Origin of the sequence: Microcoleus sp. w1-18aA5 (assembly GCF_036701705.1) — a bacterium.
GTDB lineage: Bacteria > Cyanobacteriota > Cyanobacteriia > Cyanobacteriales > Microcoleaceae > Microcoleus.
This window is the reverse complement of record NZ_JAUPTE010000053.1, coordinates 1,859-26,703: the sequence shown is the minus strand read 5'-3', so window position 1 is coordinate 26,703 and position 24,845 is coordinate 1,859. Positions and strand designations below refer to the sequence as shown.

Below are 24,845 nucleotides of genomic sequence, written 5' to 3'. Positions count from 1 at the left end.
TTAACAGATGGTTGCACAAACTTTAAAATATATTTGTACAAACACCCAATTTATTCCATGTTTTAGGGCCGACAATGCCATCAGCAACGATTTGTTGTTTGTTTTGAAAATTGATAACGGCTTGTTGGGTTTTTGGGCCAAATCCTCCATCAGTATTTACAGAAAATCCGCTGGCGTTCAAGAGTCGCTGAAGATAGCGAACGTCCTCATTTTGGGTGACGCCATCGTTGCGTTTGAGTAGGGGAAAATAACGGCAGGAAGGTAATTCAGTGCGAATTGCGTTTGTGGTTTGCATGGTTTAATTCTCCATTGGTTGTTTGCAAGTTGTTTAAAAGCAGAGAAGTGCGGAAAAGATGTTAATTAATAGTCCTGGATGCACTTTTGACGGGCATAAACGAGGTTTCGGCTTCCCTCAACCACTAGGTTTTTTAGCGTTTATGAGGGCGGAAAAAAAGTATTGCTGTGAAAAAACCTTGTTTCTTGCTACCCGTGGGCCTAGGATTAGTTAACTTGGATTTAACATCCGGGTTCACCTGTATAACAAGCGCCTAATAGACTCCAAGTTTGAGGGCCGACAATACCATCAACAGCAATCTTATTATCCTTTTGAAATTTGATGACTGCTTGTTCGGTTTTTGGGCCGAAGAATCCATCAGTTGAGACGGGATATCCGTTTTTAACTAAGGATTGTTGGAGATAGCGCACGTTTTGATTGGCAGTGGTGCTATTATTTCGTTTCAGTGTGGGTAGTGAAGAGCAAAGAGGCAATTGAGCGTAAATTGAATTTGTGGTTTGCATGGTTTGATTGGGGATTAGTGGTTTGCAAGTCGTTTGAACTTGCTATTCCCCAGTTGTAGCTGTGGGGGGAAGTGCTTTAACAGTCGCTTTTTATAGTGACGCTTATCTGGGGTAGCTCAGATGAGTGACAGGCAGCTATCAAATCCGTTTTGTATAAAATAATTGTCAAAGGCAAACAGCAGCTAATTTCCATTTTTTATCAACTTTTAGCATCTTTGCCGGAAGCCCCACACCATACCTGTAGGGCTGTTGGTGTCGGGATGGATAGGCAGATTGACGTAGGGAAAGCGAGGCAATCAATCCTGTCACGGTGTAATCGCTCCACTCTTGTATAAGCTGAGTAATGGTCTTTTCTATAGAGGAGGCAAAAATACTGTATTTAAAGCTAGTTAACCATGTGAGCGAAAAGGCCGATCGGGAAAATAGCTCTGGGGTTGGGACTTTAACTTAGAAGTGATATCGTAGAATCGGTAGATAGTAGATTTCCGGCTGTCAAACAACTTGAGAATTGAATCAATGACAATTTCTGTAACTATCGGGTTAAAATCGGAAATAAAGTCGTCGGCGTTGAGATTTTCTCGAAAAAATTCCTTAGCTCGATCGCACTGATACCGCATTTCGTCAAAGCCAACAATTTTTACCACAAACGTTGTCAGGGGCGAACTCTCCAAATCGGTATTAGAAGTGCTTTTAGCCCGCCCATTTTCTAATAAATTCAATACTTCCGCTTCTAAACTAATTTTAGGTTTATAAGGTTTCTCTATTTCGGGAAAAAAGCTTTCCAAGCGCACGCAGTTAGGAGCTTGAGCCGGAATTCCTCCCATCATCATCGCCAGAGAAACCTCAATCTCCAAATCCGAAGAAAGAGCTTCTAGTAGGGCTAGGGCAGACAGTTTGCACCCCAAATAAAGCTTCGCAATTTCGATATTGTACTTAGCAGTAGCTTCCCAGCGCTGATAGGTGCGATCGTTTGGATATCCCTCAAACTGTCGGAAAATTATTTCTGGCTTAAGATAATTCAGAAAACCTTCCATCTTGAGCAAAGCAACTCGGTAGTCGCGAACCGTGTAAAAACCCCACCAGATGAGATTGTGATTGGTTTCCGGCAGTAAATTCCAGGTATTTGCCAAAAAATGGGCTGAACTATGGTGAGCAAAACTCATCACATCCCGGTTAGAGATTCGCACAGCTTTTTTCACCGTTTCCCGCATTTCCCCGTCAGTCAAACTGAGGTTAAACAGGCTATTTATTGCTTGCAAGCGGTCATAAAGGCGCTGGCTTACCGTTACTCCTGCATCGGCGGCGCGAAACGGAATTGTTGCTTCAATGCAGCCTGCAATTTGAAGTAATTGCTCGCGTTTGAGAAATGGTTCTAGAGCTTTTACTGCTACGACAGCGCTGAGAAATTCGTTTTGTCCAGCGAAAGGATTGAGGACTTCGCCCGGTTCAAAATTGAATACCAGCATTACCATCTCGAAGGTAGCATCCGCAGACAGTTCAGATTTATCCCGAATTTGTAGTTGTTTGTTAACCTCTTTTGCAACAGGAGTGATGTAGTAGCTGACGTTAAAGTTAATGCTGCGATCCACTTGCACGTAGACGGTATCGTGAAATAAAGCTGCCAAAACCTCGATCGCGTCTTCCTTTCCCCCCACATCAAAAATATGTTCGGGAGTGTGAAAAAACCGCCAGGGCCCCATCATCGGCTGAACAATCAGTTCGGCAATCCGAGCGACTTCACTTGGTTCGACTTTTGCTTCCAGGCGATCGAGCGCCCAAATTAGCCTTTCTAAGCACTGTAAGTAGGCTTGTTTGCTATCCATCACAGTCTTTACCAATAACATTGCTGTCAGTCGATTTTAGATTTTAGATTTTAGATTTTAGATTTTATCCACAGATGAATCTGGGAGTTTGTACCTGAGTCTAAAATTTTTATATCTCCACGACAGGAGTCGTTCGCAAGTACCCGTTTGTGGGCGGTTTACGTCAGCCACCATGCTGTTATTTTGATTCTTTCATAGATGCGCCCGGCTTTTGTGAGTTAGGATTTTTGAGCTTTTTGTTGAAGACTTTAGCGGTAATTTAGGAGGCAAATACTTACTTAAAATCAACTTAATTTCCGGTTGCTGATCTCCCCTGTTTTCCTAGTCTAATTAACACAAAATATGACAAGTAAATTACATAAATTGCTAAACCTATCAGACCCAACAATCCCAAAAATTGAGGGTTTGCCGCAGGGTGAAACATTTGTTTGTAGAGCCAAGGTGGGTCTAACCAAACGCGGCAAAAAGGTTCATCAATGACTTGAATTTGAGATTTAAAAGCACAGCTTAAGAAGGGAAGTTGAGCTAGAGCGCCCAAACCGCTGTAAACAGTAATCGCCCACCGCCAAGCTGTAAAAGCCAGTTTCAGGGGCGACTGCGGTCGATCGGCAATTTCTTCGTTTAAATCCTCCCAAAACCACAGACTAGCAGGAATTAATGCCCTCCCAATCACCGACGATACAAAGCTCACAGGCAGCGCAGCCATCATCAGGTAAAGTGTAATGGCCAGCAAACTCGCCACCCGCCAATAAATAATCGACAAACGGACGATCGCCTCAGCTTTTGCCACAACAGCCCAAATCAGCACTACCAGCGGGATCGAAATTGTTAATAACACAGACAACCGGTAATCCATCCAGACTAGCGGTTGAAACCAAGGCCCGGTGGCTGCCAATAAAAGACTCAACATCTTTGGGAAAATATACTCACTTATTTGTCACAAATTTTACTACAAAAATGCTAAAAAATCAGCAACCAGAACACGGTCTTAATGTTTATAGTTACTGCTACCTTTTCTAAGGTACTTGGCGCGCTTTGAAGGGTACTTGAGACACGATAGACGGCAATACCCTTGAGTTAAAACTGTTTATTCCTCAGATATCTCCTTCCCATCCTCGCCTCCCTTGGGGGATGCAAGAGCAAATTATTGTCCCCCTTGGGGGCGAGGGGGAAGCTGGCGGATTTGAACCGTATTGGGATAGAGGGCCAATCTCGCCATTATTTCAAGACTCAACCCCTAAAATAAAATTCTCCCGCGCCAAAAGTTAGATTTCGGCGCGGGAGGGAAGGCATAGAGCTAAATGGCTCGTTTATTCCTCGTAGATGCGGCACTCAGCAGCGTCAGGATTGTCGTCGCAAAATTTTTCAAAGGAATTCTTAGGTTTGACTTGCTTTTGGTGGGAAGCTTCTGCTTGCAGTTCTTCAACTGCGTCCCACGCCGCCGCGCATTCCCCGGAAGTTGCGCCCTTTAGGTCACAGACGGTACGAGCGCTTTCTAGTTCTTCTTCAATTTTCTCTTGGATGTTGCCTGCGGGTGTTGTTGTCATAAAGCTTGTTGGTATGAATGTGTAGGAGAATATGGTGGTCCCCGACCTATTTCTAGGTAATGTTAGCACGCGCCTTTGTTTAGTGAGCTTGTTCGGCTAACGGCACGTCCTTAACCCAAATAAAGATGTTTAACCGTTAACGACAGAGCAAGGGAGTAGCTAAGCAGCCGCTTGGTGTCATAACTCAAAAAACGTAGACTTCTAAAGTATACGGCGGGTCAACTGTGGTTTAAGTCTTAGGCTCGAAGCGAGCGTGTCTTTAGACCTGGATCGTTGACCTTATTAAGTAAGAAAGGTTTTCTTTTTGGATGTTAGTTTGGGTGGGATTTGCTGTTTCGGTCTGGCAACCCCAGCTAATAATAGCTTGAGATGCGCTGCTGTTGCAGCAGCCCAGAGAGAAACCATCCATAACTGCGATCGCAGCCGCCGTCTCTACTTCCTGCTTTACTCTACCCCGTCGGCGGGGGAAGGGTTCACAGGCATCAATGTAGGTCGAGCTGACCTTACTTTTGATGAAAACATTACACGATGTTGGTGTGTCAAACTGTATTGAGCTTTATCTTTTAAGATTTAGCTGAATACGGCATTTAACACGAAACAGATTAGCGGGACACTCATGTTAACTTATGTTAACACAAGAACGGCAATCGAGGGGGAATCGATCGCCCAAGAATAGCCTCCCCCCAGTGGCCAGTTCCGGTTAGCCTAATGTATAGAGATAGTTTTATAGAGAAATTTGCCTTATGTACACCCAAAACCAAATGCAATGGGTCAGCGCTTTATCAACCCGTCCCTCTTTGGAATCCGCCCTTAAAGAAGTTATAGAACAAGCCGATCGCGACCTAGAAGGCCCGGCTGATTTAGCGCTGATATTTATTTCGTCTGCCTTTGCCAGCGAGTATTCTCGGCTGATGCCTTTACTCCGAGAAATGCTGCCAGTGACCGCGATCCTGGGATGTGGCGGGGGAGGAGTCATCGGCACGAACCGGGGCGGCCTCACCGAAGAAGTAGAGGGATCTCCCGCAGTCAGCCTGAGTCTGGCGCGCTTGCCGGGAGTGAATGTCAGAACTTTTCACGTCGGTGCAGAAGAACTGCCGGACTTAGATAGTCCCCCGGATACTTGGGTGGATCTCTTGGGCGTGCCGGCCCAGGAAGAACCGCAGTTCATCATCTTGGCTGACCCCTTTTCCGCAAAAATTAACGATTTGCTCCAAGGGCTAGATTATGCCTATCCGGGCGCGGCGAAGGTAGGGGGACTAGCCGGGGGGGATGGTGCGGGCAGGGGCGCGGCGCTGTTTTGCGACTATCAGCTTTACCGAGAAGGGACGGTTGGGGTAGCTTTGAGTGGCAATATAGTTTTGGAAACGATCGTCGCTCAAGGCTGCAGGCCGATCGGGCATCCTTATCGGGTGACGGAAGGAGATCGCAATATTTTGCTGAAACTCGAAGAACAAACCGACGATACGGGCAGCGCCGGCATCGAACGATCGCCCTTAGAGGCTTTGCGAGAGTTAGTTCAAACTTTGAGCGAAGAAGACCGAGAATTAGCCCAGCACTCGTTATTTGTAGGCTTAGTCAGCGATGAATTCAAGCTGAAATTAGAGCCGGGAGATTTTTTGATCCGCAATCTGTTGGGAGTAGATCCGAAAGTGGGGGCAATAGCGATCGGCGATCGAGTCCGTCCCGGACAGCGCATCCAATTTCACCTGCGGGACGCGCGCACCTCCGCAGAAGACCTAGAAATGCTGCTCAATCGCTATCAGCGGGCCGCCGAGTACAGTGGTACATCCAGCGCCGGCGCCTTGATGTTCTCTTGTCTGGGGCGCGGTGAAGGGCTTTACGGCGAATCGAACTTTGACTCCCGACTGTTTGGCCGATACCTCAAAAACATCCCCTTGAGCGGCTTTTTCTGCAACGGCGAAATTGGTCCCGTCGGCGGCAGCACATTTCTGCACGGCTACACATCCGTATTCGGGATTTGCCGCCAAAATTCATAATTGGTGAACTGATGAGTGTTAACTGTTGACTGATGAGTGTTAACTGTTGACAATCTAAAATCTAAAATCTAGCCACTCATGACCAATAAATAAAAGCGGCAGTCGCCTGCCGCTTTTACCTGTAACTAGATGTCTGGAAACCTTAGAAACTAAAGGTAGTACGGAGGAGTCCGACCCAGATATCCTCGTTGTTGTTGTTGTGTTCCGGATTCAGAATCACGTAAACGCCAGGTGTCACCGAAATAAAGTCATTGACTTGGAAGCGATAGAAACCCTCTAAGTGATAAGAGGTGTTGCGATTTCTGGCGACATCGCTCTCGGTAACTTTTGGCGGTACACCAAAGACGAAGCCGAGGACGTTGCCTTGTCGGGCAAAATCTCCCAGGGCCACAGTGATAGCACCATTCTGGATGGTAGCGTCATTGTTGCCACCCCGCAGTTGTTCAGCCTTCGTATAACCGTACCAACCGCCAATCTGAAAGCGACTGCTGGGTTTGAAGTTAACTTGCACGCCATAGTTATCTGATGCGGTAGGTGATTGATCGAAGGGCCGATTAGCCAACAAACTGCCGACGCCGCCCATGAGGTTAACATCGCCTGCCCGATTGTATTTCCGGGTGTAAGTCAAGCCCAAGTCAAACGGTCTGCTAAAAAAGCCGATCTGACCCAGAGCGCTGAAAGAACCGTCGAAAACGCCCCTGCCATCTGCGGGGTTGGGAGCATCGCCGTCGCCTGCGAGATAGCCCGCGGTAGCTCGGAAGCTGCCCAAGTTGAAACTCACACTTGCGCCTGCTCCCTGCGGGCCGCGGAATACGGCCGGGTTGCGAACTCCAAATCTGGAAAGTGAACCGTTACTCGTAGAGTTACCAAAGGTAGAAGCCTGGTCTGCAATTTCATCTAGGTCAAGCCCTTTAGGACCGACAAAGACTGTAGCTTTACCCATCGGGAACCGATAGTACAACTCGTCTAGTGTGAAATTGCTGTTCTCAGCTCCATCAAACGCTAGGCGAGCCATGTTAGTGCCCGTAGCTGTTGCTGCTGAGTAGTTGGCGACGTTGAGGGCTTGCAAGCGGGTTCTGAGCAAGTCTCGACCGGTGAAGCTGGTGTTGAAGTTCAACCGCACCCGGTAGCCGAAGTTGGTAGACGTTTGGTCGTCGCGATCGCGGATATGATTGCCGTTGGCGTCACGAGCTTGTATAGGATCTCCGAAGGTGTCGCTGACAGCAAAAATGGCTTCTCCAGCCAGTTTGGTGGTGGTGGAGAACTGGTTTGCTTCGAGTTCTGCAGTGCGAGCTTCTAGGCCGTCTACTCGTCCGCGCAGGGTAGCGAGTTCGGCTGCAAATTCTTCTTGCAGGCGTTGCAGGATGGCTAAGTCATCTTTGGTAACTAAGTTACCTGTTGACCCAATTAGCTGGGTTATCTGGTCTAAGCAAGCGTTGACGCCGGCTGCAAATTCGTAGCGAGTCAGGGCGCGGTTGCCGCGGTAGGTGCCGTCGGGATAACCTACGATACAACTGTAGCGTTCGACTAGGGATTGCAGGGCTTGGAATGCCCAATCTGTCGGTCGCACGTCGGAGAGCTGAGTGACTGATGTCACCTGGGACATGGTTCCCGACGGTTGAGCCGGCAGCGCTTGGGGAGCAACAGGGACGATGGGGCCGCCCATTCCGGCGGCTGGTGTCTGAGCAATTTCTACCTTAGTAGCTGGGGTGCTGGCGACTGCTGGCACTTCAATTTTCCCAGGGGTTTCTGTCTGGCTGATTTGCTCTGCCAAGTCTGATGCTTGGGGCGAGGATTCGGCTGCGCCAGCCGCTGCTAGGGGTTCAGTCGCTGCTGCGCTGGCCGGAGCGATTGGGGCTGCTAACCCGATGTCGCTCCCTGGTGTTTGCAGTGTTGTTTGCAGTGCTGCTGCGCTGGTTTCTGGTTCGATTGAGGCGATTTTTTCAGCGTCTGCTTCGTTAACGACCGGGGTTTGGGCCGCTTCGACGCTGCTGTTTAAAGCCAGGTTTTCTGGGGCAGCAGGGGCTGCTGCAACTGGTTCTGCAACTATTTCTCCAACTATTTCTGCAATTTTTGACTCAGATGACTGAGCTGTAGCTAGTTGGTTGGCTTCAGGGGTTGCGGTCGCTTCTGCGGCGATCGCAGTGGCACTCATGACTGATGATAGCCCCAGTATTGCCGGGGATACTAGCAGTAAATTCCAAAAAGTTCTGTTCATTTTCCTCACACCTTCACACTCTATTCAACTCGACGAGCAGCAATTCCCAACTGCTATTTTTTGTGGTTGCTTGCCTGTTGACAATAATTGCCAAAATAGAACCTATCCATAACTGTTGATTCACAGTAGGCGTGTCTACTTCTGCTTGAACGTAGGGGGCCCACCCCTTATACCGCCCCGGCATCAATTCAGGTCAAGCCCACATTACATTACAGTTGATTATACCATCACGTGCTAATTTCATCTCTCGATCGCCCGACTTGCTTGAGTTGCTCTACGGACGATCGACAACTGGTTCTACGGGCTCGACCACAATCTGCCTCTAACTGACAACTGCCCAGCGTCCTCGGTTACGCCAGACTTAATAGACAGTTATAGGTAGGATTGTGGCTGCTTGTCGCATCCCTTATACAGCTTTATATCCTATAATGTCAAGGTTTTTAACCTAACTTTAAACCTCGCGACCCGGCAGGGGCTATTTTCCCGCCATGAGTGGGGAACTGAGAGCTAAAGGCTGGTAGATTTACCCGATCCAAACCAAAGTTCAGGCTTGACCAATGTTGGTTTTTTGATGCCCGCTGCCACCGGGACTTGCCAGGACGATCGCCATTTTTGAGACTAACCGTCGGCGGGTTTAATTTCCCGCTACTTTAACACAATTTTTTTGCGGTCTGGCAGCAGCAGCCGACTGAATCCCTGTTAGCTGAAATTATAGTTTTGTGGCCTCGCTGTCTTGCGTTTGACAACCAGTTATTTTTTTGGCACAGCATCGGGATCTCAAAGCACATTTTCTCCGTGATTTATGCCACTGCCAAAGATATCCGCTCAATAATCCGGGATAAATCGCTCAACGATGCACCTCAAATGACGCAAAATCCTTCCTGAGTGGGTAGTACGCCCCGAATTATGGAGCGGATACTGTCAAAGTATCCATTGATTCTCCGGGCGTCCAGGACGCATCAACCGAGTTTGAGGAATGCAAATACTTCCTTTTAGGCGCTCAATCGAAGTTAAAAAACCGGGTTTATGAGAGTAAGGAGTGCATCCCAGACGGTTTTAATTTGCGAGGAACACAAGTAAATGCCGTAAGTTATGGGAGGGCGATCGAACAACCTGTAGATTGGGCAATGCACTCGTTCTTTCTATGGTATGTTAAATTGAGGCGTACCATATATATTTTTTACACCATCTCTGACTGGGATGAAAAGAAAACTGCGGCTGTTAGTATTGGTATTATTGCTATTAGGATTTTTCTTTCGCTTCGTCAACATCGACAAAAAGTTTTATTGGTACGATGAAGCATTTACTTCCCTGCGGATTTCTGGATACACGCAAACAGAAGTGCTTCGTGAAATAAGCAGCGGTCAGTTAGTAGCACCAAAAGATTTAATGAAATATCAGCGCCTCAATGCGACAAAAAATTTTGGTGATACTGTTAAAAGTCTGGCAATAGAAGAACCTCAACTACCACCACTGTATTTTCTGGCAGTCAAGTGTTGGGCAAAACTATTCGGTGATTCTCCTGCGGCGATAAGAAGTTTCTCAGCTTGGATGAGTTTGTTAGCGTTTCCGGGTCTGTACTGGCTGTGCCGAGAATTGTTTGCACCGCCGGAAGTGGCGTGGATAGCCGTGGGATTGCTAGCAGTTTCTCCCTTGCACGTGCTTTACGCTCAAGAAGCACGTCCCTACAGTTTGTGGTCGGCGCTGATTTTGCTTTCTTGTGCGTCTCTGCTGCGAGCACTGCGGCTGCAAAACAAGCTGAGTTGGAGCATTTACGCAGTAGCCAATATTATGGGAGTTTACACTCATTTATTTGGTCTGTTAGTTGCATTAGGCCACGGAATTTATATCGTAGGAACTCACGGTTTTAGATCGAACAAAAAGCTAGTGAGTTACTTGCTCGCAATGGCTGTGTCGTTGCTAGCATTGCTGCCTTGGATGGTAATTTTACTGGTAAATAAAAGTGCAGCATCCGGGGCAACAAGTTGGGCTAATCTAAAAATTCAGAGGCTATCAGTAGTTAAGAATTGGGCCGGAAATATCGGTCGCCTTTTTTTTGATGTCGGGCTAAGTTCTAATGCGATATCCGTAGAGCTTATTGGTTTAGTGGCAGCGACTTTAATTTTATTAACAATCGTAGGGTATGCAGTTTATTTTCTGTGTTCAGAGACGAAGAAACAGGTTTGGCTGTTTGTGGTGACGGTGATGGCGGTGACAGCACTGGCACTCGTGCTGCCGGATGTTATATTGGGAGGAATCCGATCGACTAAAGCTCGCTACCTATTTCCGACTTATTTGGGGATGCAAATCGCTGTGGCTTACCTGTTAGCAACTAAAATTACCGCGCTGGGTGTGCCAAGCTGGAAACGACAAATGTGGAAAGTTTTGACAGTTGTACTGTTAACGGGCGGGGTGCTGTCGAATGCCGTTAGTTCTCAAGCCGAGACTTGGTGGACTAAGGAATGGGGCCGGGAAAATCCCGAAATTACTCGCAGGATCGATCGTGCCCCAAAGCCGCTGCTTGTCAGTGATATCTCGGAAGTCAGTCTGGGAAATATACTGTCAATGAGTCATTTGTTAGAACCGAAAGTGCGGCTGCAATTGGTGTTGCTTGACCCGAAAGCGCGCCGTCGAGCTCAGTTGTTTGACAGACCAACTATACCCAATATTCCTAGCGGTTTTAGTGATGTTTTTGTCTACGGGCTATCGCAGAAGTTTAGTGCTAAGCTGGCTAAAATGCAAAACTTGAAAATCGAGCTGCTTTCAGAACAAAAAAACGAAACGCTGTGGCTAGGCAAGTTAGTAAAATAGTGAGGGTTTATGGAAGATTTTGGTGTTATTATTGCTTGCTGCGACCAAGATTATTTGTTAGCAAAGGGTTGCTGTGCTAGCATCCGATATTTCCTGGGAGATGTTCCCATCTGCCTGTTGATTGACGGTACGTTTTCCGTGAGTCCCCTAGAAAAAGTTTACGGAGTGCGCGTCATTAATCACGATACCGTCTCTGAGCCACTTCTGAGAAAAAGAAGCTTTGGTTGGGGAAAAAGTCATATGATTCCCTTTTGGGAAAGTCCTTGGCAAAATTTTCTCCTGATGGATGCAGATACAATTGTGTGGGGAGATGTCCTCAAATTGGCTAATTTTGAAGACTTCGACTTTATTATTGACCAGCCTTGTTACGATTACTCGGATGCGGATATCACGGAATTTTTCTTTGACATTCCGGGAGTCGAAAAGTATTTTCCAGATTTTCGTTGGCAAGACTATCGCTCTCGCTATGTCTGTCCAGGCACATTCTTTGGGAAACGAGGTGTTTTCAGCTTAGAGGAGTATAGAAAGATTCTGGATTTTAATGATGAACATCCAGACATATTTAAGTATGGAGACATGGGCTTTTTTAACCTGATGGTCTTCCGCGCCGCTCAAGAAGGCAAACTGCGGGTGCAGAATGTGGATATGCAGTTGTTGGTGCCGGATTTTGACCAGGATTTGCTGAGAAAGCAGTTTCCGGTGGAAGAAAGCGGGCCTGCAGTCGATCGTACTCAGGGGACGGTGATTCACTGGTGCGGCCCGAAGCCGACTTTATCTAGTCGGAAAGTTTACTCGGAACCGATGAATTTCTGTCGCCGCAAGTGCCAGGAAGATGTTTGGAACCGCACGGGTTTGGCTGCCGAGATGTCGCTGCAAGTTGAGGATTTACAGCGATTGATCTACGTGTATAAGAATAAGTTTAAGAAGAAGTTTCGGCAGTTGGCGGGAAGTAAGTAGGATTTTTTAACCGCAGATGTTAGCGGAGCAACGCGGATGCACGGGGATTTGAGCTTACCCTTCGAGGGGTAAACTTGGCCCTGCTGGGGGTAAAACTTGGCGGTGAACGCTTATTTTGTGGCTTTCCCGCTGAGTTTGCATTTCGACGGCGATCGCCTCAAATTCGACTTCCATGCAGCCGTAGGGAATCTCTAACTCGATACTTGCTCGCACGTTTCCCAACCCGTTAGCTTTAAATTCGGTAATCCAGCGGGGCCCGTCGAGAATCAGGTAGGTTTGTCGATCGTACACCCAAACTTTTACATAAATCCGGGGCATTAATTCCGGCAGTTGCACTTGCACTTTTACAGCCTGGCCCGCGATGATTTCGGCGCGCGGCAATTCCAAAACCGGCATCGGTACTAACTCGTCTTCTGGCAAAACGTAGGGAGTTGGGGGATTTACTTCTGCTACGACAGTTGCGGTTTTTTGAGCAACTTGTTTTGGTTGCGGGGGCTCGTCAAAAACCACAAATTCTCTGGCTTCCGGGCTAGTGGATTGGGGATCGGAAATTGTTTCGCTGGTTTCGGGTTGCTGCTGGGTTGGGCTACTTTCTTCCACAACGGCAATTTCGTCGCTGCTATTTGCGGCGGCTGTTGGAGTTGGTGACAGGGTGGTTGCTTTCAGCCAGTCGGAGGATTCGCCGTTGCTGGCTAAGGAACTCAGTCGCGACCAAAATCGACTTTCGACGTTTAAGGTTTGAAATGCCTGTTTTGTGGGTGCTGGCGGGGTTTCTGGGGCGGTTGTTTCTGGTTGGGGGATGTTTTCGGTTTTTTGGTCGATCGCTCCGATTTCGGCTGTTTGAGTGGGATTTGGGATGTCTGAGGGTTTGGTTTGTGGGTCGATCGACTCTTCGGTAGTTCGAGGCGAATTGGAGATTTCCGACAGCAATTGCGATCGGCTGCTATCGGGCAGTTTGTTACCGAAGGCGGGCAATTCTAAACCGCCTGCACTTGGGGTGTGACGCGAAGCCAGTAGAGGGGGTAGGGCTTCAGTGGTTGGGACTTCGGCGGGGGAGGGAGGGTCTAAGGATTTTTCTACTAGCTTGAGGAAGGATATATTTTTGGCGCTTCCAGACGGTTTTGAGGCTGTTGGGGAGGGTTCAGCTTGATGCTTTTCTTCGATGAAATTGTCTTTAATTTCCTGTAGAAGGTGCTCTAAACGAGCTGTAATTGTGAATAGTTTGGTGGCTAGGGTGACGCCGCCGCTGCTGAGAATTGCTTCTCCTAAAATTAGGCGGCTTTTGCACTCGCTTGGGATGTAGGTGACGCAGGCAAAGATGCAGGGGGGAACTTGTTCTGGCATCGGCTGCTGGATTTCTGCGAGAATTTTTGAGGTTTGGGGGTCGCGCAGGTAAATTTGCAGTTGTGCTGAACCGATGAGTTGTTTGAGTTCTAGCGCTTCGGATTCGGGGATGAGAGTTGCTGTTTTTCTGCTTTGTTGCGGGTGTTGGGGAATGTCGATTTTGCCGGAAATGATTAAGGGGCGACCGAGTTGGGTGACGAAGGTTTCTTGATCGAGGACGAGTTCGAGTTTGACGTGCGGTTTAGGTTGGGCGGTTTGGGGAATTGGGAATTGGTAGATTTTGGTCTGCTGCGGTGCTGAATCGGCTGCTGGGATTTCGGTTGGTGCGGGACGATCGACCTGTGCTGCAATTTGTGGTGCGGGGCGATCGACCGGTACTGCGATTTGTGGGGCTGCGGTGGAAGCAGCAGGTTCGATTTGGTCGATCGGCGGTAGGGGTTCGGAGGTTTCCGATTCTGCGGGCAATACTTCCAACTGAACGCCGTACTGCCAAGGTTTTAGTGGTGTTGATTGGGGATCTGGCAAGCAGGAGAGTTCCCACAGTCCGGGTTTGAGCCTGGTGTAGGGAATGATCACGACTAATCCTTCGGGGTTGGTGCGGGCCGATCGGCTTTGGACTTTCCGCTGCGCCCCTGGGTCGAAGGAGGTATGGGTAACGCGAATTTCGATGTCGGTGTTAGGGTGCTGAATGCGAGCAACCACGCGGTATTTACCTTCTAGAATTTCCACGTCGGAGGTTTCTAGGGGCAACCAGGCGCGATCGCCTTCTTTCTGTAGCAAAAATTCTAATTTTTTCATCTTTCTTTCCCCTTGAAGGCTCCCGCTTGATTCGTCACAGGTTGGTGGTGGTTTGTTGAGCGACAGCTACAGATATTAAATTACTTTATGTTGTACAGTTTATCACCTCGATCGGTCAAGAGTTACGTTCAGAATGATAGATAGGCATCGAGAAGTCGGCATTTGGCTCGATCGCTAAAATTGTCCTTCTATATCCCGCGATTGATGCAGGACTCTCACAATCTCGACTCTCTCTGGGAGAATTATATAGAAAATAATATAAGGTTTGACGGGAAAACTTCTCAATCCTGTGAGGAGTTCATTTCGCCCTCGCCCCATATTCGGAAATTGGGCAAGCATGGGAAAGCGATCTAGCAATCGCACCATTTGGAGATCGGCGCCAAGTTCGTCCTGCTGTGCCAGATAAATCCATATATCTTCTAAATCTTTTACCGCTTGCTGGGAAAGGCGATAGCGATTCACGGGTACTTACTCGTGTTGTAGGCGTTGTTGTCCGCGTTGTTTGATACTGAGGAGAAGATTCGGCAGAGAATTGTCATCGTACTCTGTATATTGTCCTGTCTGAAGCTGTTCTACACCGATCGCTATTTCCTGCTTAAGAGTTTCTCGATCGGCCTTTGTAGTGTCTGAAGTTTGATTTGGAGTTAGAAGTTTATGGATGAGGATGTGGCGCTCTTCCTCGGTGAGGGCGAGGATAATTTGGGTGAGGGTATCGATGAGTTGAGTGTTGATCGTGGCGGCTTCGGTCATATGCGATCGGAGAATGGTTGCATTAGAGGAGGGATAACGTTATTTTAACTTAGCCATTTTCAATCAGAATTCACCAAGGACTGCCGATAATGCTGAAAGCTGCCCAGTAGTAAGGATGGGATAAATCTTTGCTGTCGAGTTTGGGGATGGACGGGGGCAAGGGAATGTCGCCTCGGGCACTTCGCAGTTGACCGCCTTCGATCGTCACTTTGCCTTCGATCGCGGCAATTTGTGCTTGCCTGAGAGCTTCAGCTTTAATGATTGGAGGGTCGTTTAGCCTGCGGATTCTTAACTGCTGGTAAAACTCTGTCATCAGGGCGAGAGTCCCCGCATCGCTGACGTACCACAAGCTGGCGAGGGCTGATTTTGCTCCTGATTGCAGCGCTAAACCTGCAAATCCGAGTTCTGCTTCTTTGTCTCCCAAGGCGGTTCTACAGGCGCTTAATACTAATAGTTCGAGGGGTGGATTGTTCCATTTTAAATCTCTCATTTGATCGAGACCGAGTTGGGTGTCCCAAAATTGAATGTAGGAGTTATTTGGGGTTCCGGGGCGGAATTCGGCGTGGGTGGCAAGGTGGATGATTCCGTATCTTTGTTGCAGTCGCTGGGATTGCAAGTTTACTATGGTGAAGTCTTGGTTGAGAAAGGATTGACCGGGCCACTGTCGGGCGATCGCGCTTAGTTCTAATGGAACTGCTGGCAGCGGTTCTTTGTTCGCCGTTTCTGCGAAATCTGATGCTCCCATTGCTAGGACTTGCACGTTTCTGAGGTCGGTGTAATTGCTGTCTGTGAGTTTGAAGGCGGGGATGCGGGCGAGGCTGTATTTTTGGATCAGAAATTGCTTTCCGTCGTGCATTGCTGCTAGGGGTACGGTTCGCAAACCTGCCCCGACGCAGAACAGCAAGGTTTCAATTTTTGCTGTTTGCAAATCTGTTTCTAGGGGTGCAACTATCCATTTGTAGAGTTGTTGGGCTGGTTCTAGATAGGTGGTGGTGTTGAGTTTTACCGGGTTGGTGATTTCGCTACCTAATTCTTGGACTACTGAGAGCAGTTTCTCTTGTTTGGCTTCCGGGACGCTGCGGAGAATAGGCGCGCGATCGGGCAATATTAAGATTAATTCTAGTTGGTCGGTACGCGGGATAGCATAAATTAAAGCGGGTTTTTTATGGGTTTGAACTGCTAGCCTGGAGAGAGTTTTTGATATTGCTTCGGCCGTTTTCGCACGGGTTTCAAAGTCTTGTTCAAAGTATGTTTGATAGTCTTCTTCCCAGCTTTCTTCGATTCTGGTTACGGCTTCGGTGAGGTTTCCCCGATCGAGCAAATTTCTCATTTCTTGCCCGTTAAGCCCGCCCTGGCCTGTGTTTTGGGCAATTGTAGCGAGGTTCGCGGTACTCCAGCAGAAAAATATTGCTATCAAACAGTAAAAAATAGCTTTTTTAATTTTTTTCTGAGTCGTGTGTTTTTGGCGTTGCTGCTGGGATTGGTAGTGCATGATTTTGGGGCGGTTAAGGGCGCCGTTGGCGGCAGCAGTTGGCAAAAGTTTGGATGCGGCTGGGAATTTTGACTGAAAGCATCCAGGATACAAGCCCCCGGATTCATCGGTGGAGAAATAAAAAACCTGTATCCGAGAAACTTGCCCCCCGAATTTATCCGTGGGGTCAATGCTTCAATTCTTTAATCTAAAATCTAAAATCTAAAATCGATTGACTGTGCTGGCGATCGCGGCACAACTCTAGCATTCAAGACCAACCCCAAATATCTACCGTAGGGTGTGGATGCCAGCACCAACCAACTCCCCGCACCAAGAAATGCACGATTTATGTAAAAGTTTGTAAATTATTGCAGGGGTTTTGCATAAACAGGACTTACGCAAAAACCCAGTTTCTTCAAGTCAGTCCTGTTTTTTACATAGCAGCCAGTTACATTTAACTGAGATGTTGCACCATTCTCAATAATCCTTTTATGAACAGGCTTCTCGGCCTGTTCCACAAAAAATTCATCTTTTGTGGAACGGGCAGGAGAGCCCGTTCTTAAGAATGGTGCAAGATGTGAGTTTAACCGGCATTAGCTGTACGGGCGTCTTTTAATTTTTGCGGCACATCCGCACTTCTCAGGTTGAATCGAGTTTTGTCTTGGTATTAAGTGAGGAATACCCTACATCGAGCGCCGATATATTGAGTTACCTCAGTAGATATATTCTCTGTATTTACTTATTTTAAAATAGTTAACTTTTTTCGCGCCAACTTACTTAAAGATCGAGTGATTAATTGTTTTGTCTTGGATATCTGCTCGGTTATTTCGTACAATTCGCCGAGACTGCCTTTTGCCTAAGATTTGACCTGACAATCTCCTAGTTTTTTAGCATCATTGGCGGCGGTTGCCAAGAGTTGATCAACATAAATAAAAACACTTAATTATTTAGAGGATTTTACGCGATGCTGTCGATCGCTTTTTCCTTGTTGATTCTTGCTTCTATCCTAGATAACTGAAGCCTTTTTGCTTCCACTATACATTGTGTGCGATCGCACCGTGCCAAGTGCGATCGCGATCCAATTGGGGGATGTGTCTTAGTATTTCTTCACATATCCTGATTTCGGTCTATGATATATGCCTTATGGCGTATTTGTGTTTAAAGCCCGTTACCGCGTACCGCTGATGAGTCAATCAACCAATTCACCGCTATCCCAACCATTTTCTCGAAGAACCGCCCTCAAATTCCTCGGAGTCGGTGCCGCCGGCGGGCTGCTGGGCTATTCTCGATTTTCCAAGCCAGAGCCCACCGTTTTTGTGCAAGATTCTCTTGACTTGCCGCGAATGCTGAATCAGCGCAAAACCGTTGCAGTTGTAGGCGCAGGCTTGGCCGGGCTCGCCTGTGCTTACGAGCTCTCCCAGCGGGGTTTCGCCGTAACATTGCTCGACAAATCGCCCCAACTCGGTGGCAAAATTGCGAGTTGGCAGATACAAGTCGGGAACGAAACTTTTATGATGGAACACGGTTTCCACGGTTTTTTTCCGCAATACTACAACCTCAAAAGTGTTGTTGAAGAACTAGAAATTACCGATAATTTTGTATCTTTAGAATCCTACGCCGTTGTGTTTCGAGACGGCAAATACAAACCCGAAGTTTTCCGTCCCAACCATTCAGCTTTTCCCTGGAATATAGTTGATTTGGGGATATCTTCTCCTAATCGGCTCAAGTGGGGAATCAATCTGACAAAACCTGCTCACTGGGAAGTCTTTCGAGAAATAGGCGGCTTTCAAACTCAAAAAACTTTCGCTCGCCTCGACAATATATCCGTTGCCGACTGGGTAAAAGGTGAATTCCCGCGCGGACTTTATGACTTGTATTTTCTGCCTTTTGCCAAATCCAGCCTCAACGCTCCCGACGAATTGAGCGCGGGAGAATTAATGCAATTTTTCCACTTTTACTTTTTCGGAAATCCAGAGGGTTTGGCCTTCAACGGCACGCGGCAAGATATGGGTACGAGTTTGGTCCAGCCTATTGCCAGATCCATTGAAAGCAAAGGTGGCAAAGTATTGACAGATGTCGCAGTCAGTGAGATTCGCTGGGAAAACGGCAAGATTGATTCTCTGAGTTACCAGTCTGGAGACGTGCAAAGTAAAATACCTTTTTGGGTGAAGCGAAACGCGCTATTAACTGACAGCAACTCTACCGAATATTTCGGCGCTGGGGACAGCGTATTTGCGGCCGCACCCTCGGGAAAAGAGGCAATTTCTCTGAGCTGCACTCACCAAGGCTGCACAGTTCAGAAACAAAACGACGGTCAATTTCACTGTCCTTGTCACGGGGCAGTTTTTGATGCCGAAGGGCGAGTTGTCAGCGGGCCTGCTCAGCGGGATTTACCTCGATTTAAGGTAGTATATGAAAAAGCAGATGAAATACAGTTAGTAGCAGCGGTTAAGCAATCGCAGCCGCAAAATTTGGCGGAAACATTGAAGGCTGATTACTATGTTTTTGCGGCCGATGTTCCGGGGATGCAGCATTTGTTTAGTTTGGCCAGCGGTGAGGTAAATCCGCAGGTGCAGAGCCGGATAGAGAGCTTAAAAATAGCAGATCCGTTTGCGGTGGGCCGTTTTTGGTTCGATCGCGAATTTCCGTGGGAACACAGCAATTTCAGTTCGCTTTCCGGCTACAAACTGACTGACAGCATTACGCTTTACCACCGAATTCAGGATCAATTCATCGAGTGGAATCAGAAAACTGGTGGTAGTGTAGTGGAATTACACGCTTATTGTTACAAGGAGAAGGAATTTCCGAATCAGGAAGTTTTGCTGGCGACTTTTGAGCAAGAATTGTACGAAATTGTACCGGAATTAAAAGAGGCAAATATGCTGCACCGGGAATTGGTAAATCAAAAGAATTTCTCTGGATATCCGCCCGGTAGTTATGCGGAACGCCCGGAGACTTGCTGCGCTGTACCTAATCTTTTGTTTGCGGGAGATTGGGTGAAAATGCCGTTTCCTTGCGGTTTAATGGAAAGGGCAGTGAGTAGCGGTTTGTTGGCAGCTAATGCTATTTTATATCAAGAGGGTTTGCAGAGGCGATCGCTCTTGACGGTGAATCCCGAAGGCGTGTTAAAAATCTAAGCTTGGCAGTGGGGGCGGGTTTTATAAATCGTCAATTATCGGCTGCTATTCTCGGTGAAACCCGCCCCCTGTCATACCATTTTAGATTTTAGATTTTAGATTTTAGATTTTAGATTTGAAGAAATGGAAATCACTGATTCAATAAGGGTTTAGAGGTTTCCTACACTTGCATTATTTTTTTAAGATGAGTTACGGTTTGTGGGTGTGGTTTCCTTGAGAAGAAAAGGCAGAGCTTGCGAATTAAAAAAATATCTGCGTTAAGCGGGGCGGATATACGGTTAAAATATTATTGAATCAGTATAAAGCAATAATAGATGCTGAATAGTAACTTCAAAATTCGCAATAAATCTGTAACGTTTGATGCTTTTGCAACAGAATACGATTTCGCTGCCACCTTGCAAAACCAGAACGATTTCTTTACTAACAACCTATCGGCCAGCAAAGGTGCAGCATTAGATATTGGCTGCGGTTCGGGAATTCTTGCTTTTGAATTAGCCAAGTATTACGATAATGTAGTCGCCGTCGATTTGTCAGCAAAAATGCTAGATATAGCTAGTCAAAAACGCTCAGCCCCCAATATCGAATACATCCAAATGGATGCCAGTCAATTAGCGCTCGATCGCCAATTTGATTTAATAGTTAGTGCTGCTACTTTTCACCACCTGCCCAACCTCCCCGCCGCCCTCGATGCAATTAAAAAAATGTTAAATCCGCATGGAAAAATTGTCTTTTTAGATAATATTTCGGAGGTCGAAACACCTGCTACAATAGGCTACATATTAGGTGCTGCAAGAGATTTTAGACCAGACTGTTCCACCTACGGATTTCGCAATGCTTTAAGATTATTAAAATTTCGATTGTCGCCTGGGTGGTTGAAGCATTTAGCTAGCGATAGGTATTTATCAGAACGGAAATTTAGAAAAATTTACGGTCGTTGCTTTCCGGGCTGTTATTTTGTAAAATTTGGTTGTTTTATGGGCGTAATTTGGGAACATTTATAATGCAAAACAACGCGATAAAATCAGAATCTGCAAGGGAACAAAAAACTCACATCCGCCAGTTGGGCATTAATCTCGATCGCTGGTATGCGATCGCCCGCAGCAGCGAGGTGCAAACTGGGCCGCTAGCTGCGAAAATTTGGAATCGGGCGATCGTACTTTTCCGCGACAGTGCAGGCAAAATCAATGCTTTAGAAGATAGATGTCCGCACCGGCAAGTTAAACTCAGCCACGGCCAAGTTAAAGGCGATTTAATCGAATGTGCTTACCACGGATGGCGGTTAAATGCAAGGGGAGAATGTGCCGAAGTCGATTATTTAGCAGAAAATCAAAAGCTACCTAACTGCAAAATTCGTTCCTATCCAGTTCAGGAAAAAAACGGTTTTATCTGGCTGTTTCCCGGCGAAGAAATGCAAGCCGAAAAAATAGATTTACTGGATTTGCCAGAGTGGGAACATCTCAATTATATTGCCACTGTTTCAGTCATCGACTGTCAGGCACACTATTCATTTTTAATTGAAAACTTGATGGATATGTACCACGGACACTTGCACGATGATTGGCAAGCTTGGGCAAATCCAGTGTTAGATACTTTAGAAGAAAACGAGCATCAAGTAACTGCTCGCTATCAGGCACAAAGTTATTACAAAATAGATAAAATTTGGTCAATTTCTCAGTTGTTTTTTAAATCTTTGCGCCGACTGCACCCGGAACCGCTAGAGGTGAGTTATATTTACCCGCACTGGGTTTCAACTTTGGGCAGCGACTTTAAGATTTACTGCTTGGTTTGTCCGGTCAGCGAGACAGAAACTCGTGCTTATTTAATTCACTTTACCTCATTAAATGCGTTTTGGCGGCTGCACAAATTGCCTGTATGGTTTCGCAGGTTTATCAAAGATAGTTGTTTCGGTGCTGCTCAAAAGTTATTAGATGGTTTGGTGCGGCAGGATGTGTTAATGATTGAGGAAGAACAGCAGGCTTTTTTGCAGAATTCAGAAAGAAAAAATTATGAATTAAATCGGGCTTTAGCCAGCGTGCAAAAGTTGATGATAAGTCAGGCAAAAAATGGATAATTCAGTCGCAGAGTCAAACCTGCGGCGGGACGAATGAAACCAGCCTGCACAAGCTAGGGCGTGTTTTATTGCCTCGTTGTATCCTAGAAAATAAGCGATCGCAAGCTGTTAACGCTCATGAACCCTTGGAGACTTAAGCAACGAACAATGCGATTCGTTAAAACCGCTACTTCTACCACTCAAACCCCGAACAGGTAAACCCAATCACGACCACCGACAAGTGGTGAACAGCATTCTCTGGATACTCAGAACTCGTGCCCCGTGGCGACACCTGCGGTGAACGTTATGGTTCGTGGGAAAGCATCGCCACAGGGTTTTATCGATCGCAAAAAGCCGATATTGGGCAGCAAGTCTTTTATGAAGTCAGTGAATTTGTTCAGGTGAACTCGTGAAAAACAGATTAAGTTTTATATATTTACATCTTGCTTGGAGTGCGATCGGCTAGACTTTTTTTACTGAGGCGATAAATAATACTATCGGCAGATGACAAGATTGAATTAATCAACGGATAGGCGACTTGTTTTGAGGGTATCGCCCTAGCCGCCCCAAGCTGACCTCGGGTTGTGAAAGAAAGCAGAGATCGAGCTTAAGACCGAATTCAAGAGGCAATCGAGCTCACGATCGGACTCAATGAGTCAGTCCAAAGCATTCCTGAAGATAGCAGCGCTAATTTAGGCGGCTGATCACGTGACTCCATGAACCACGTACACATAGAGATTGAACTAACTATGTCATTAATGCCAGATAGCGATGGCACTCAACAATCTACCGCAGCTTCCTCTAGTAATTTCCCACAGGCAGTAGGTAAAACCGCCACACCCACTTTTGAAATCAACGCCTCTCGGCAGTTCACTTCCTGGTTAGCTTCACAAAATCTCAGTTTAGTTTTCACCACCTATCAGGCGGGGAAGGTCTTTTTCATTGGATTACGACAAAACGGGCAACTGTCGGTATTTGAACGGACATTTGAACGGTGTATGGGATTGTATGCCCACAACAGCAGCCTGTATCTGAGTTCGCTGTATCAACTGTGGCGGCTTGAAAATGCCCTAGAACCGGGACAAATAGCGGATGGCTACGATGCGGTTTATGTACCGCAAGTGGGGTATATCACGGGAGATTTAGATATTCATGATGTAGTGCTGGTTGAACCCTCCCAGCCCCCCAAGCTTCAGGGGGACCAACAAGTTGAACCACAATTTCCCTCCCTTAATAATGGGAGGTTAGGGGGGGTAGTCTTCGTCAATACCCTATTTAGCTGCCTTGCCACAATTAGCGAAACGAAAAGCTTTGTCCCCTTGTGGAAACCGCCGTTTATTTCCAAATTAGCCGCAGAAGACCGATGCCATCTCAATGGTTTGGCGGTGCGAGACGGTCAACCCCGTTACGTCACCGCAGTGAGTCAGTCGGATGTGGCGGATGGCTGGCGGGATAAACGCAAAGATGGCGGCTGCGTGATGGATATTAGCACCAATCAGGCGATCGCCACAGGCTTATCGATGCCTCACTCACCCCGTTGGTACAACGATAAACTGTGGTTGCTCAATTCAGGTCGTGGGGAATTTGGTTATCTAGACCTGGAACGGGGAGTATTTGAAGCGGTAGCCTTTTGTCCGGGATATCTGCGGGGTTTGAGTTTCTGCGGTGATTTTGCCGTGGTGGGGATATCCAAACCCAGGCACAACAAAACGTTTTCCGGTTTGGCCTTGGATGAGCAGTTACAGGCAAAACAGGCCCAAGCCCGATGTGGACTGCTGGTGATTGACCTCAGAAGTGGGGATATCGTCCACTCGTTACGCATTGAAGGAGTTGTAGAGGAATTATACGACGTGCAAGTCTTGCCAGGAGTGCGACGACCGATGGCGATTGGGTTGAAAACTGACGAAATTCGCCGCGTGATCTCGATCGGCGGTGGCTAAAGCAAGAAAACCGACTTCTGGAAAGAAGTCGGGAGGTGAAAACTTTCAACTAACCTAACAAGGAAGAACTAACACTATGTTTGAACCAATCTTCAATCTGTCAGACCTCAACGGCAGCAACGGCTTTGCCATTAACGGCATCGCAGCGTATGACCAATCAGGCAGGTCGGTCAGCAGCGCCGGGGACGTCAACGGCGATGGCTTTGATGACCTGATTATCGGGGCACGCTTTGCCGACCCCAACGGCATCTTTGAGGCAGGGCAAAGTTATGTGGTGTTTGGCAGCAACAGTGGTTTTGGTGCGGGCCTCAACCTGTCAACCCTCGACGGCAGCAACGGCTTTGCGATTAACGGCATCGCGGCGGATGACCGATCGGGCTACTCGGTCAGCAGGGCCGGGGACGTCAACGGCGATGGCTTTGATGACCTGATTATCGGGGCAAGATATGCCGACCCCAACGGCATCTTTCGTCCAGGGCAAAGTTATGTACTATTTGGCAGCAACAGTGGCTTTGGTGCCAGTTTCAACCTGTCCACGCTCAACGGCAGCAACGGCTTTGCGATTAACGGCATCGCGGCGGATGACCGATCGGGCTCGTCGGTCAGCAGCGCCGGGGACGTCAACGGCGATGGCATTGATGACCTGATTATCGGGGCACCAAGTGCCGACCCCAACGGCATCAACTTTGCAGGGCAAAGTTATGTGGTGTTTGGCAGCAACAGTGGCTTTGGTGACAGCCTCAACCTGTCCACGCTCAACGGCAGCAACGGCTTTGCGATTAACGGCATCGCGACCTTTGACCGATCGGGCTACTCGGTCAGCAGGGCCGGGGACGTCAACGGCGATGGCTTTGATGACCTGATTATCGGGGCAGCCTTTGCCTCCCCCAACGGCATCTACAATGCAGGGAAAAGTTATGTGGTGTTTGGCAGCAACAGTGGCTTTGGTGCCAGTTTCAACCTGTCCACACTTAACGGCAGCAACGGCTTTGCGATTAACGGCATCGCGGCCTTTGACAACTCAGGCTGGTCGGTCAGCAGCGCCTCTGACGTCAACGGCGATGGCTTTGATGACCTGATTATCGGGGCAGTCACTGCCGACCCCAACGGCATCGGTGGTGCAGGGCAAAGTTATGTGGTGTTTGGCAGCAACAGTGGCTTTGGTGCCAGTTTCAACCTGTCCACACTTAACGGCAGCAACGGC

At 47.6% G+C, this 24,845-nt stretch carries 19 protein-coding genes and 2 pseudogenes; 11 read left to right on the top strand and 10 right to left on the bottom strand.

The annotated features are described in order from the left end of the window. Positions 1 to 22: 22 nt before the first annotated feature. From Q5691_RS18685 to Q5691_RS18665, 5 genes are all read right to left on the bottom strand, one after another. The gene (locus tag Q5691_RS18685; protein WP_333082922.1) at positions 23 to 295 is read right to left on the bottom strand and encodes a peptidoglycan-binding domain-containing protein; all 273 of its coding nucleotides are present in this window, start codon (positions 293 to 295) and stop codon (positions 23 to 25) included. A gap of 221 nt (positions 296 to 516) precedes the next feature. Further along, positions 517 to 798 (bottom strand): peptidoglycan-binding domain-containing protein, encoded by a 282-nt coding sequence (locus Q5691_RS18680; RefSeq protein WP_333209635.1) that lies wholly within the window; start codon positions 796 to 798, stop codon positions 517 to 519. A 389-nt stretch (positions 799 to 1,187) separates the two neighbouring features. Next, complete coding sequence (locus Q5691_RS18675; RefSeq protein ID WP_333346239.1) at positions 1,188 to 2,642, bottom strand: hypothetical protein; 1,455 nt, start codon at positions 2,640 to 2,642, stop codon at positions 1,188 to 1,190. 268 nt (positions 2,643 to 2,910) lie between these two features. Next, complete coding sequence (locus Q5691_RS18670) at positions 2,911 to 3,531, bottom strand: DUF3177 family protein (protein WP_333045632.1); 621 nt, start codon at positions 3,529 to 3,531, stop codon at positions 2,911 to 2,913. 400 nt (positions 3,532 to 3,931) lie between these two features. Continuing rightward, complete coding sequence (locus Q5691_RS18665) at positions 3,932 to 4,168, bottom strand: Calvin cycle protein CP12 (RefSeq protein WP_190662788.1); 237 nt, start codon at positions 4,166 to 4,168, stop codon at positions 3,932 to 3,934. Positions 4,169 to 4,472: 304 nt separating this feature from the next. On the opposite strand from Q5691_RS18665, the gene Q5691_RS18660 reads away from it, so the two are divergent. Together Q5691_RS18660 and Q5691_RS18655 are read left to right on the top strand one after the other, a co-directional pair. Next, positions 4,473 to 4,721: a hypothetical protein gene (locus Q5691_RS18660; RefSeq protein ID WP_333209637.1), complete on the top strand. Its 249-nt coding sequence runs from the start codon at positions 4,473 to 4,475 to the stop codon at positions 4,719 to 4,721. Positions 4,722 to 4,911: 190 nt separating this feature from the next. Then, positions 4,912 to 6,165: an FIST N-terminal domain-containing protein gene (locus Q5691_RS18655; RefSeq protein ID WP_333209638.1), complete on the top strand. Its 1,254-nt coding sequence runs from the start codon at positions 4,912 to 4,914 to the stop codon at positions 6,163 to 6,165. Between the two features lie 142 nt (positions 6,166 to 6,307). On the opposite strand, the gene Q5691_RS18650 is transcribed toward Q5691_RS18655, so the two are convergent. Continuing rightward, complete coding sequence (locus Q5691_RS18650) at positions 6,308 to 8,383, bottom strand: iron uptake porin (RefSeq protein WP_333308779.1); 2,076 nt, start codon at positions 8,381 to 8,383, stop codon at positions 6,308 to 6,310. A 1,200-nt stretch (positions 8,384 to 9,583) separates the two neighbouring features. Between Q5691_RS18650 and Q5691_RS18645 the strand changes: the two genes are divergently transcribed. Then, positions 9,584 to 11,194, top strand: coding sequence for a glycosyltransferase family 39 protein (locus Q5691_RS18645; protein ID WP_333308776.1), 1,611 nt, complete (start codon positions 9,584 to 9,586; stop codon positions 11,192 to 11,194). Positions 11,195 to 11,203: 9 nt separating this feature from the next. Beyond that, the gene (locus Q5691_RS18640) at positions 11,204 to 12,151 is read left to right on the top strand and encodes a hypothetical protein (RefSeq protein ID WP_333209645.1); all 948 of its coding nucleotides are present in this window, start codon (positions 11,204 to 11,206) and stop codon (positions 12,149 to 12,151) included. 54 nt (positions 12,152 to 12,205) lie between these two features. Here Q5691_RS18640 and Q5691_RS18635 read toward each other — a convergent pair whose 3' ends face one another. The 4 genes from Q5691_RS18635 to Q5691_RS18620 all read right to left on the bottom strand — a co-directional run bounded on the left by Q5691_RS18635 (position 12,206) and on the right by Q5691_RS18620 (position 16,580). Beyond that, complete coding sequence (locus tag Q5691_RS18635; RefSeq protein ID WP_333346236.1) at positions 12,206 to 14,293, bottom strand: hypothetical protein; 2,088 nt, start codon at positions 14,291 to 14,293, stop codon at positions 12,206 to 12,208. Between the two features lie 174 nt (positions 14,294 to 14,467). After that, positions 14,468 to 14,755 (bottom strand): type II toxin-antitoxin system RelE/ParE family toxin, encoded by a 288-nt coding sequence (locus Q5691_RS18630; RefSeq protein WP_333209649.1) that lies wholly within the window; start codon positions 14,753 to 14,755, stop codon positions 14,468 to 14,470. 6 nt (positions 14,756 to 14,761) lie between these two features. Then, positions 14,762 to 15,043, bottom strand: coding sequence for a hypothetical protein (locus Q5691_RS18625; protein ID WP_333209651.1), 282 nt, complete (start codon positions 15,041 to 15,043; stop codon positions 14,762 to 14,764). Positions 15,044 to 15,113: 70 nt separating this feature from the next. Continuing rightward, entirely contained in the window at positions 15,114 to 16,580 is a 1,467-nt protein-coding gene (locus Q5691_RS18620) for a CHAT domain-containing protein (RefSeq protein ID WP_333346232.1), read from the bottom strand. 1,118 nt (positions 16,581 to 17,698) lie between these two features. Here Q5691_RS18620 and Q5691_RS18615 point away from each other — a divergent pair. From Q5691_RS18615 to Q5691_RS18590, 7 genes and pseudogenes are all read left to right on the top strand, one after another. Continuing rightward, positions 17,699 to 19,651, top strand: a complete 1,953-nt coding sequence (locus tag Q5691_RS18615) for an FAD-dependent oxidoreductase (protein WP_333346245.1) — start codon at positions 17,699 to 17,701, stop codon at positions 19,649 to 19,651. Between the two features lie 314 nt (positions 19,652 to 19,965). Next, positions 19,966 to 20,652 carry a methyltransferase domain-containing protein gene (locus tag Q5691_RS18610; RefSeq protein ID WP_333209657.1) on the top strand — a complete coding sequence of 229 codons (687 nt, stop codon included), beginning with the start codon at positions 19,966 to 19,968 and terminating at the stop codon, positions 20,650 to 20,652. Further along, positions 20,652 to 21,722: an aromatic ring-hydroxylating dioxygenase subunit alpha gene (locus Q5691_RS18605; protein WP_333346229.1), complete on the top strand. Its 1,071-nt coding sequence runs from the start codon at positions 20,652 to 20,654 to the stop codon at positions 21,720 to 21,722. Before Q5691_RS18610 ends, Q5691_RS18605 begins: the two co-directional genes overlap by 1 nt. A 193-nt stretch (positions 21,723 to 21,915) precedes the next feature. Then, a pseudogene (locus Q5691_RS27750) lies at positions 21,916 to 22,002 on the top strand (transposase); the annotation flags it as partial. After that, positions 21,977 to 22,114: a hypothetical protein gene (locus tag Q5691_RS18600; RefSeq protein ID WP_333346226.1), complete on the top strand. Its 138-nt coding sequence runs from the start codon at positions 21,977 to 21,979 to the stop codon at positions 22,112 to 22,114. The pseudogene Q5691_RS27750 and the gene Q5691_RS18600, both read left to right, overlap by 26 nt. 336 nt (positions 22,115 to 22,450) lie before the next feature. Then, on the top strand, positions 22,451 to 23,641 hold the full coding sequence (locus Q5691_RS18595; protein WP_333346223.1) for a TIGR03032 family protein: 1,191 nt from the start codon (positions 22,451 to 22,453) through the stop codon (positions 23,639 to 23,641). 76 nt (positions 23,642 to 23,717) lie between these two features. Then, positions 23,718 to 24,845, top strand: a pseudogene (locus tag Q5691_RS18590) (integrin alpha); the annotation flags it as partial.

Bases quoted from the DNA above. Each gene is read 5' to 3' on its own strand.
- Q5691_RS18685 (WP_333082922.1), bottom strand. From the start codon at position 295: ATGCAAACCACAAACGCAATTCGCACTGAATTACCTTCCTGCCGTTAT.
- Q5691_RS18680 (WP_333209635.1), bottom strand. From the start codon at position 798: ATGCAAACCACAAATTCAATTTACGCTCAATTGCCTCTTTGCTCTTCA.
- Q5691_RS18675 (WP_333346239.1), bottom strand. From the start codon at position 2,642: ATGTTATTGGTAAAGACTGTGATGGATAGCAAACAAGCCTACTTACAG.
- Q5691_RS18670 (WP_333045632.1), bottom strand. From the start codon at position 3,531: ATGTTGAGTCTTTTATTGGCAGCCACCGGGCCTTGGTTTCAACCGCTA.
- Q5691_RS18665 (WP_190662788.1), bottom strand. From the start codon at position 4,168: ATGACAACAACACCCGCAGGCAACATCCAAGAGAAAATTGAAGAAGAA.
- Q5691_RS18655 (WP_333209638.1), top strand. From the start codon at position 4,912: ATGTACACCCAAAACCAAATGCAATGGGTCAGCGCTTTATCAACCCGT.
- Q5691_RS18650 (WP_333308779.1), bottom strand. From the start codon at position 8,383: ATGAACAGAACTTTTTGGAATTTACTGCTAGTATCCCCGGCAATACTG.
- Q5691_RS18645 (WP_333308776.1), top strand. From the start codon at position 9,584: ATGAAAAGAAAACTGCGGCTGTTAGTATTGGTATTATTGCTATTAGGA.
- Q5691_RS18640 (WP_333209645.1), top strand. From the start codon at position 11,204: ATGGAAGATTTTGGTGTTATTATTGCTTGCTGCGACCAAGATTATTTG.
- Q5691_RS18635 (WP_333346236.1), bottom strand. From the start codon at position 14,293: ATGAAAAAATTAGAATTTTTGCTACAGAAAGAAGGCGATCGCGCCTGG.
- Q5691_RS18625 (WP_333209651.1), bottom strand. From the start codon at position 15,043: ATGACCGAAGCCGCCACGATCAACACTCAACTCATCGATACCCTCACC.
- Q5691_RS18615 (WP_333346245.1), top strand. From the start codon at position 17,699: ATGAGTCAATCAACCAATTCACCGCTATCCCAACCATTTTCTCGAAGA.
- Q5691_RS18610 (WP_333209657.1), top strand. From the start codon at position 19,966: ATGCTGAATAGTAACTTCAAAATTCGCAATAAATCTGTAACGTTTGAT.
- Q5691_RS18605 (WP_333346229.1), top strand. From the start codon at position 20,652: ATGCAAAACAACGCGATAAAATCAGAATCTGCAAGGGAACAAAAAACT.
- Q5691_RS18595 (WP_333346223.1), top strand. From the start codon at position 22,451: ATGTCATTAATGCCAGATAGCGATGGCACTCAACAATCTACCGCAGCT.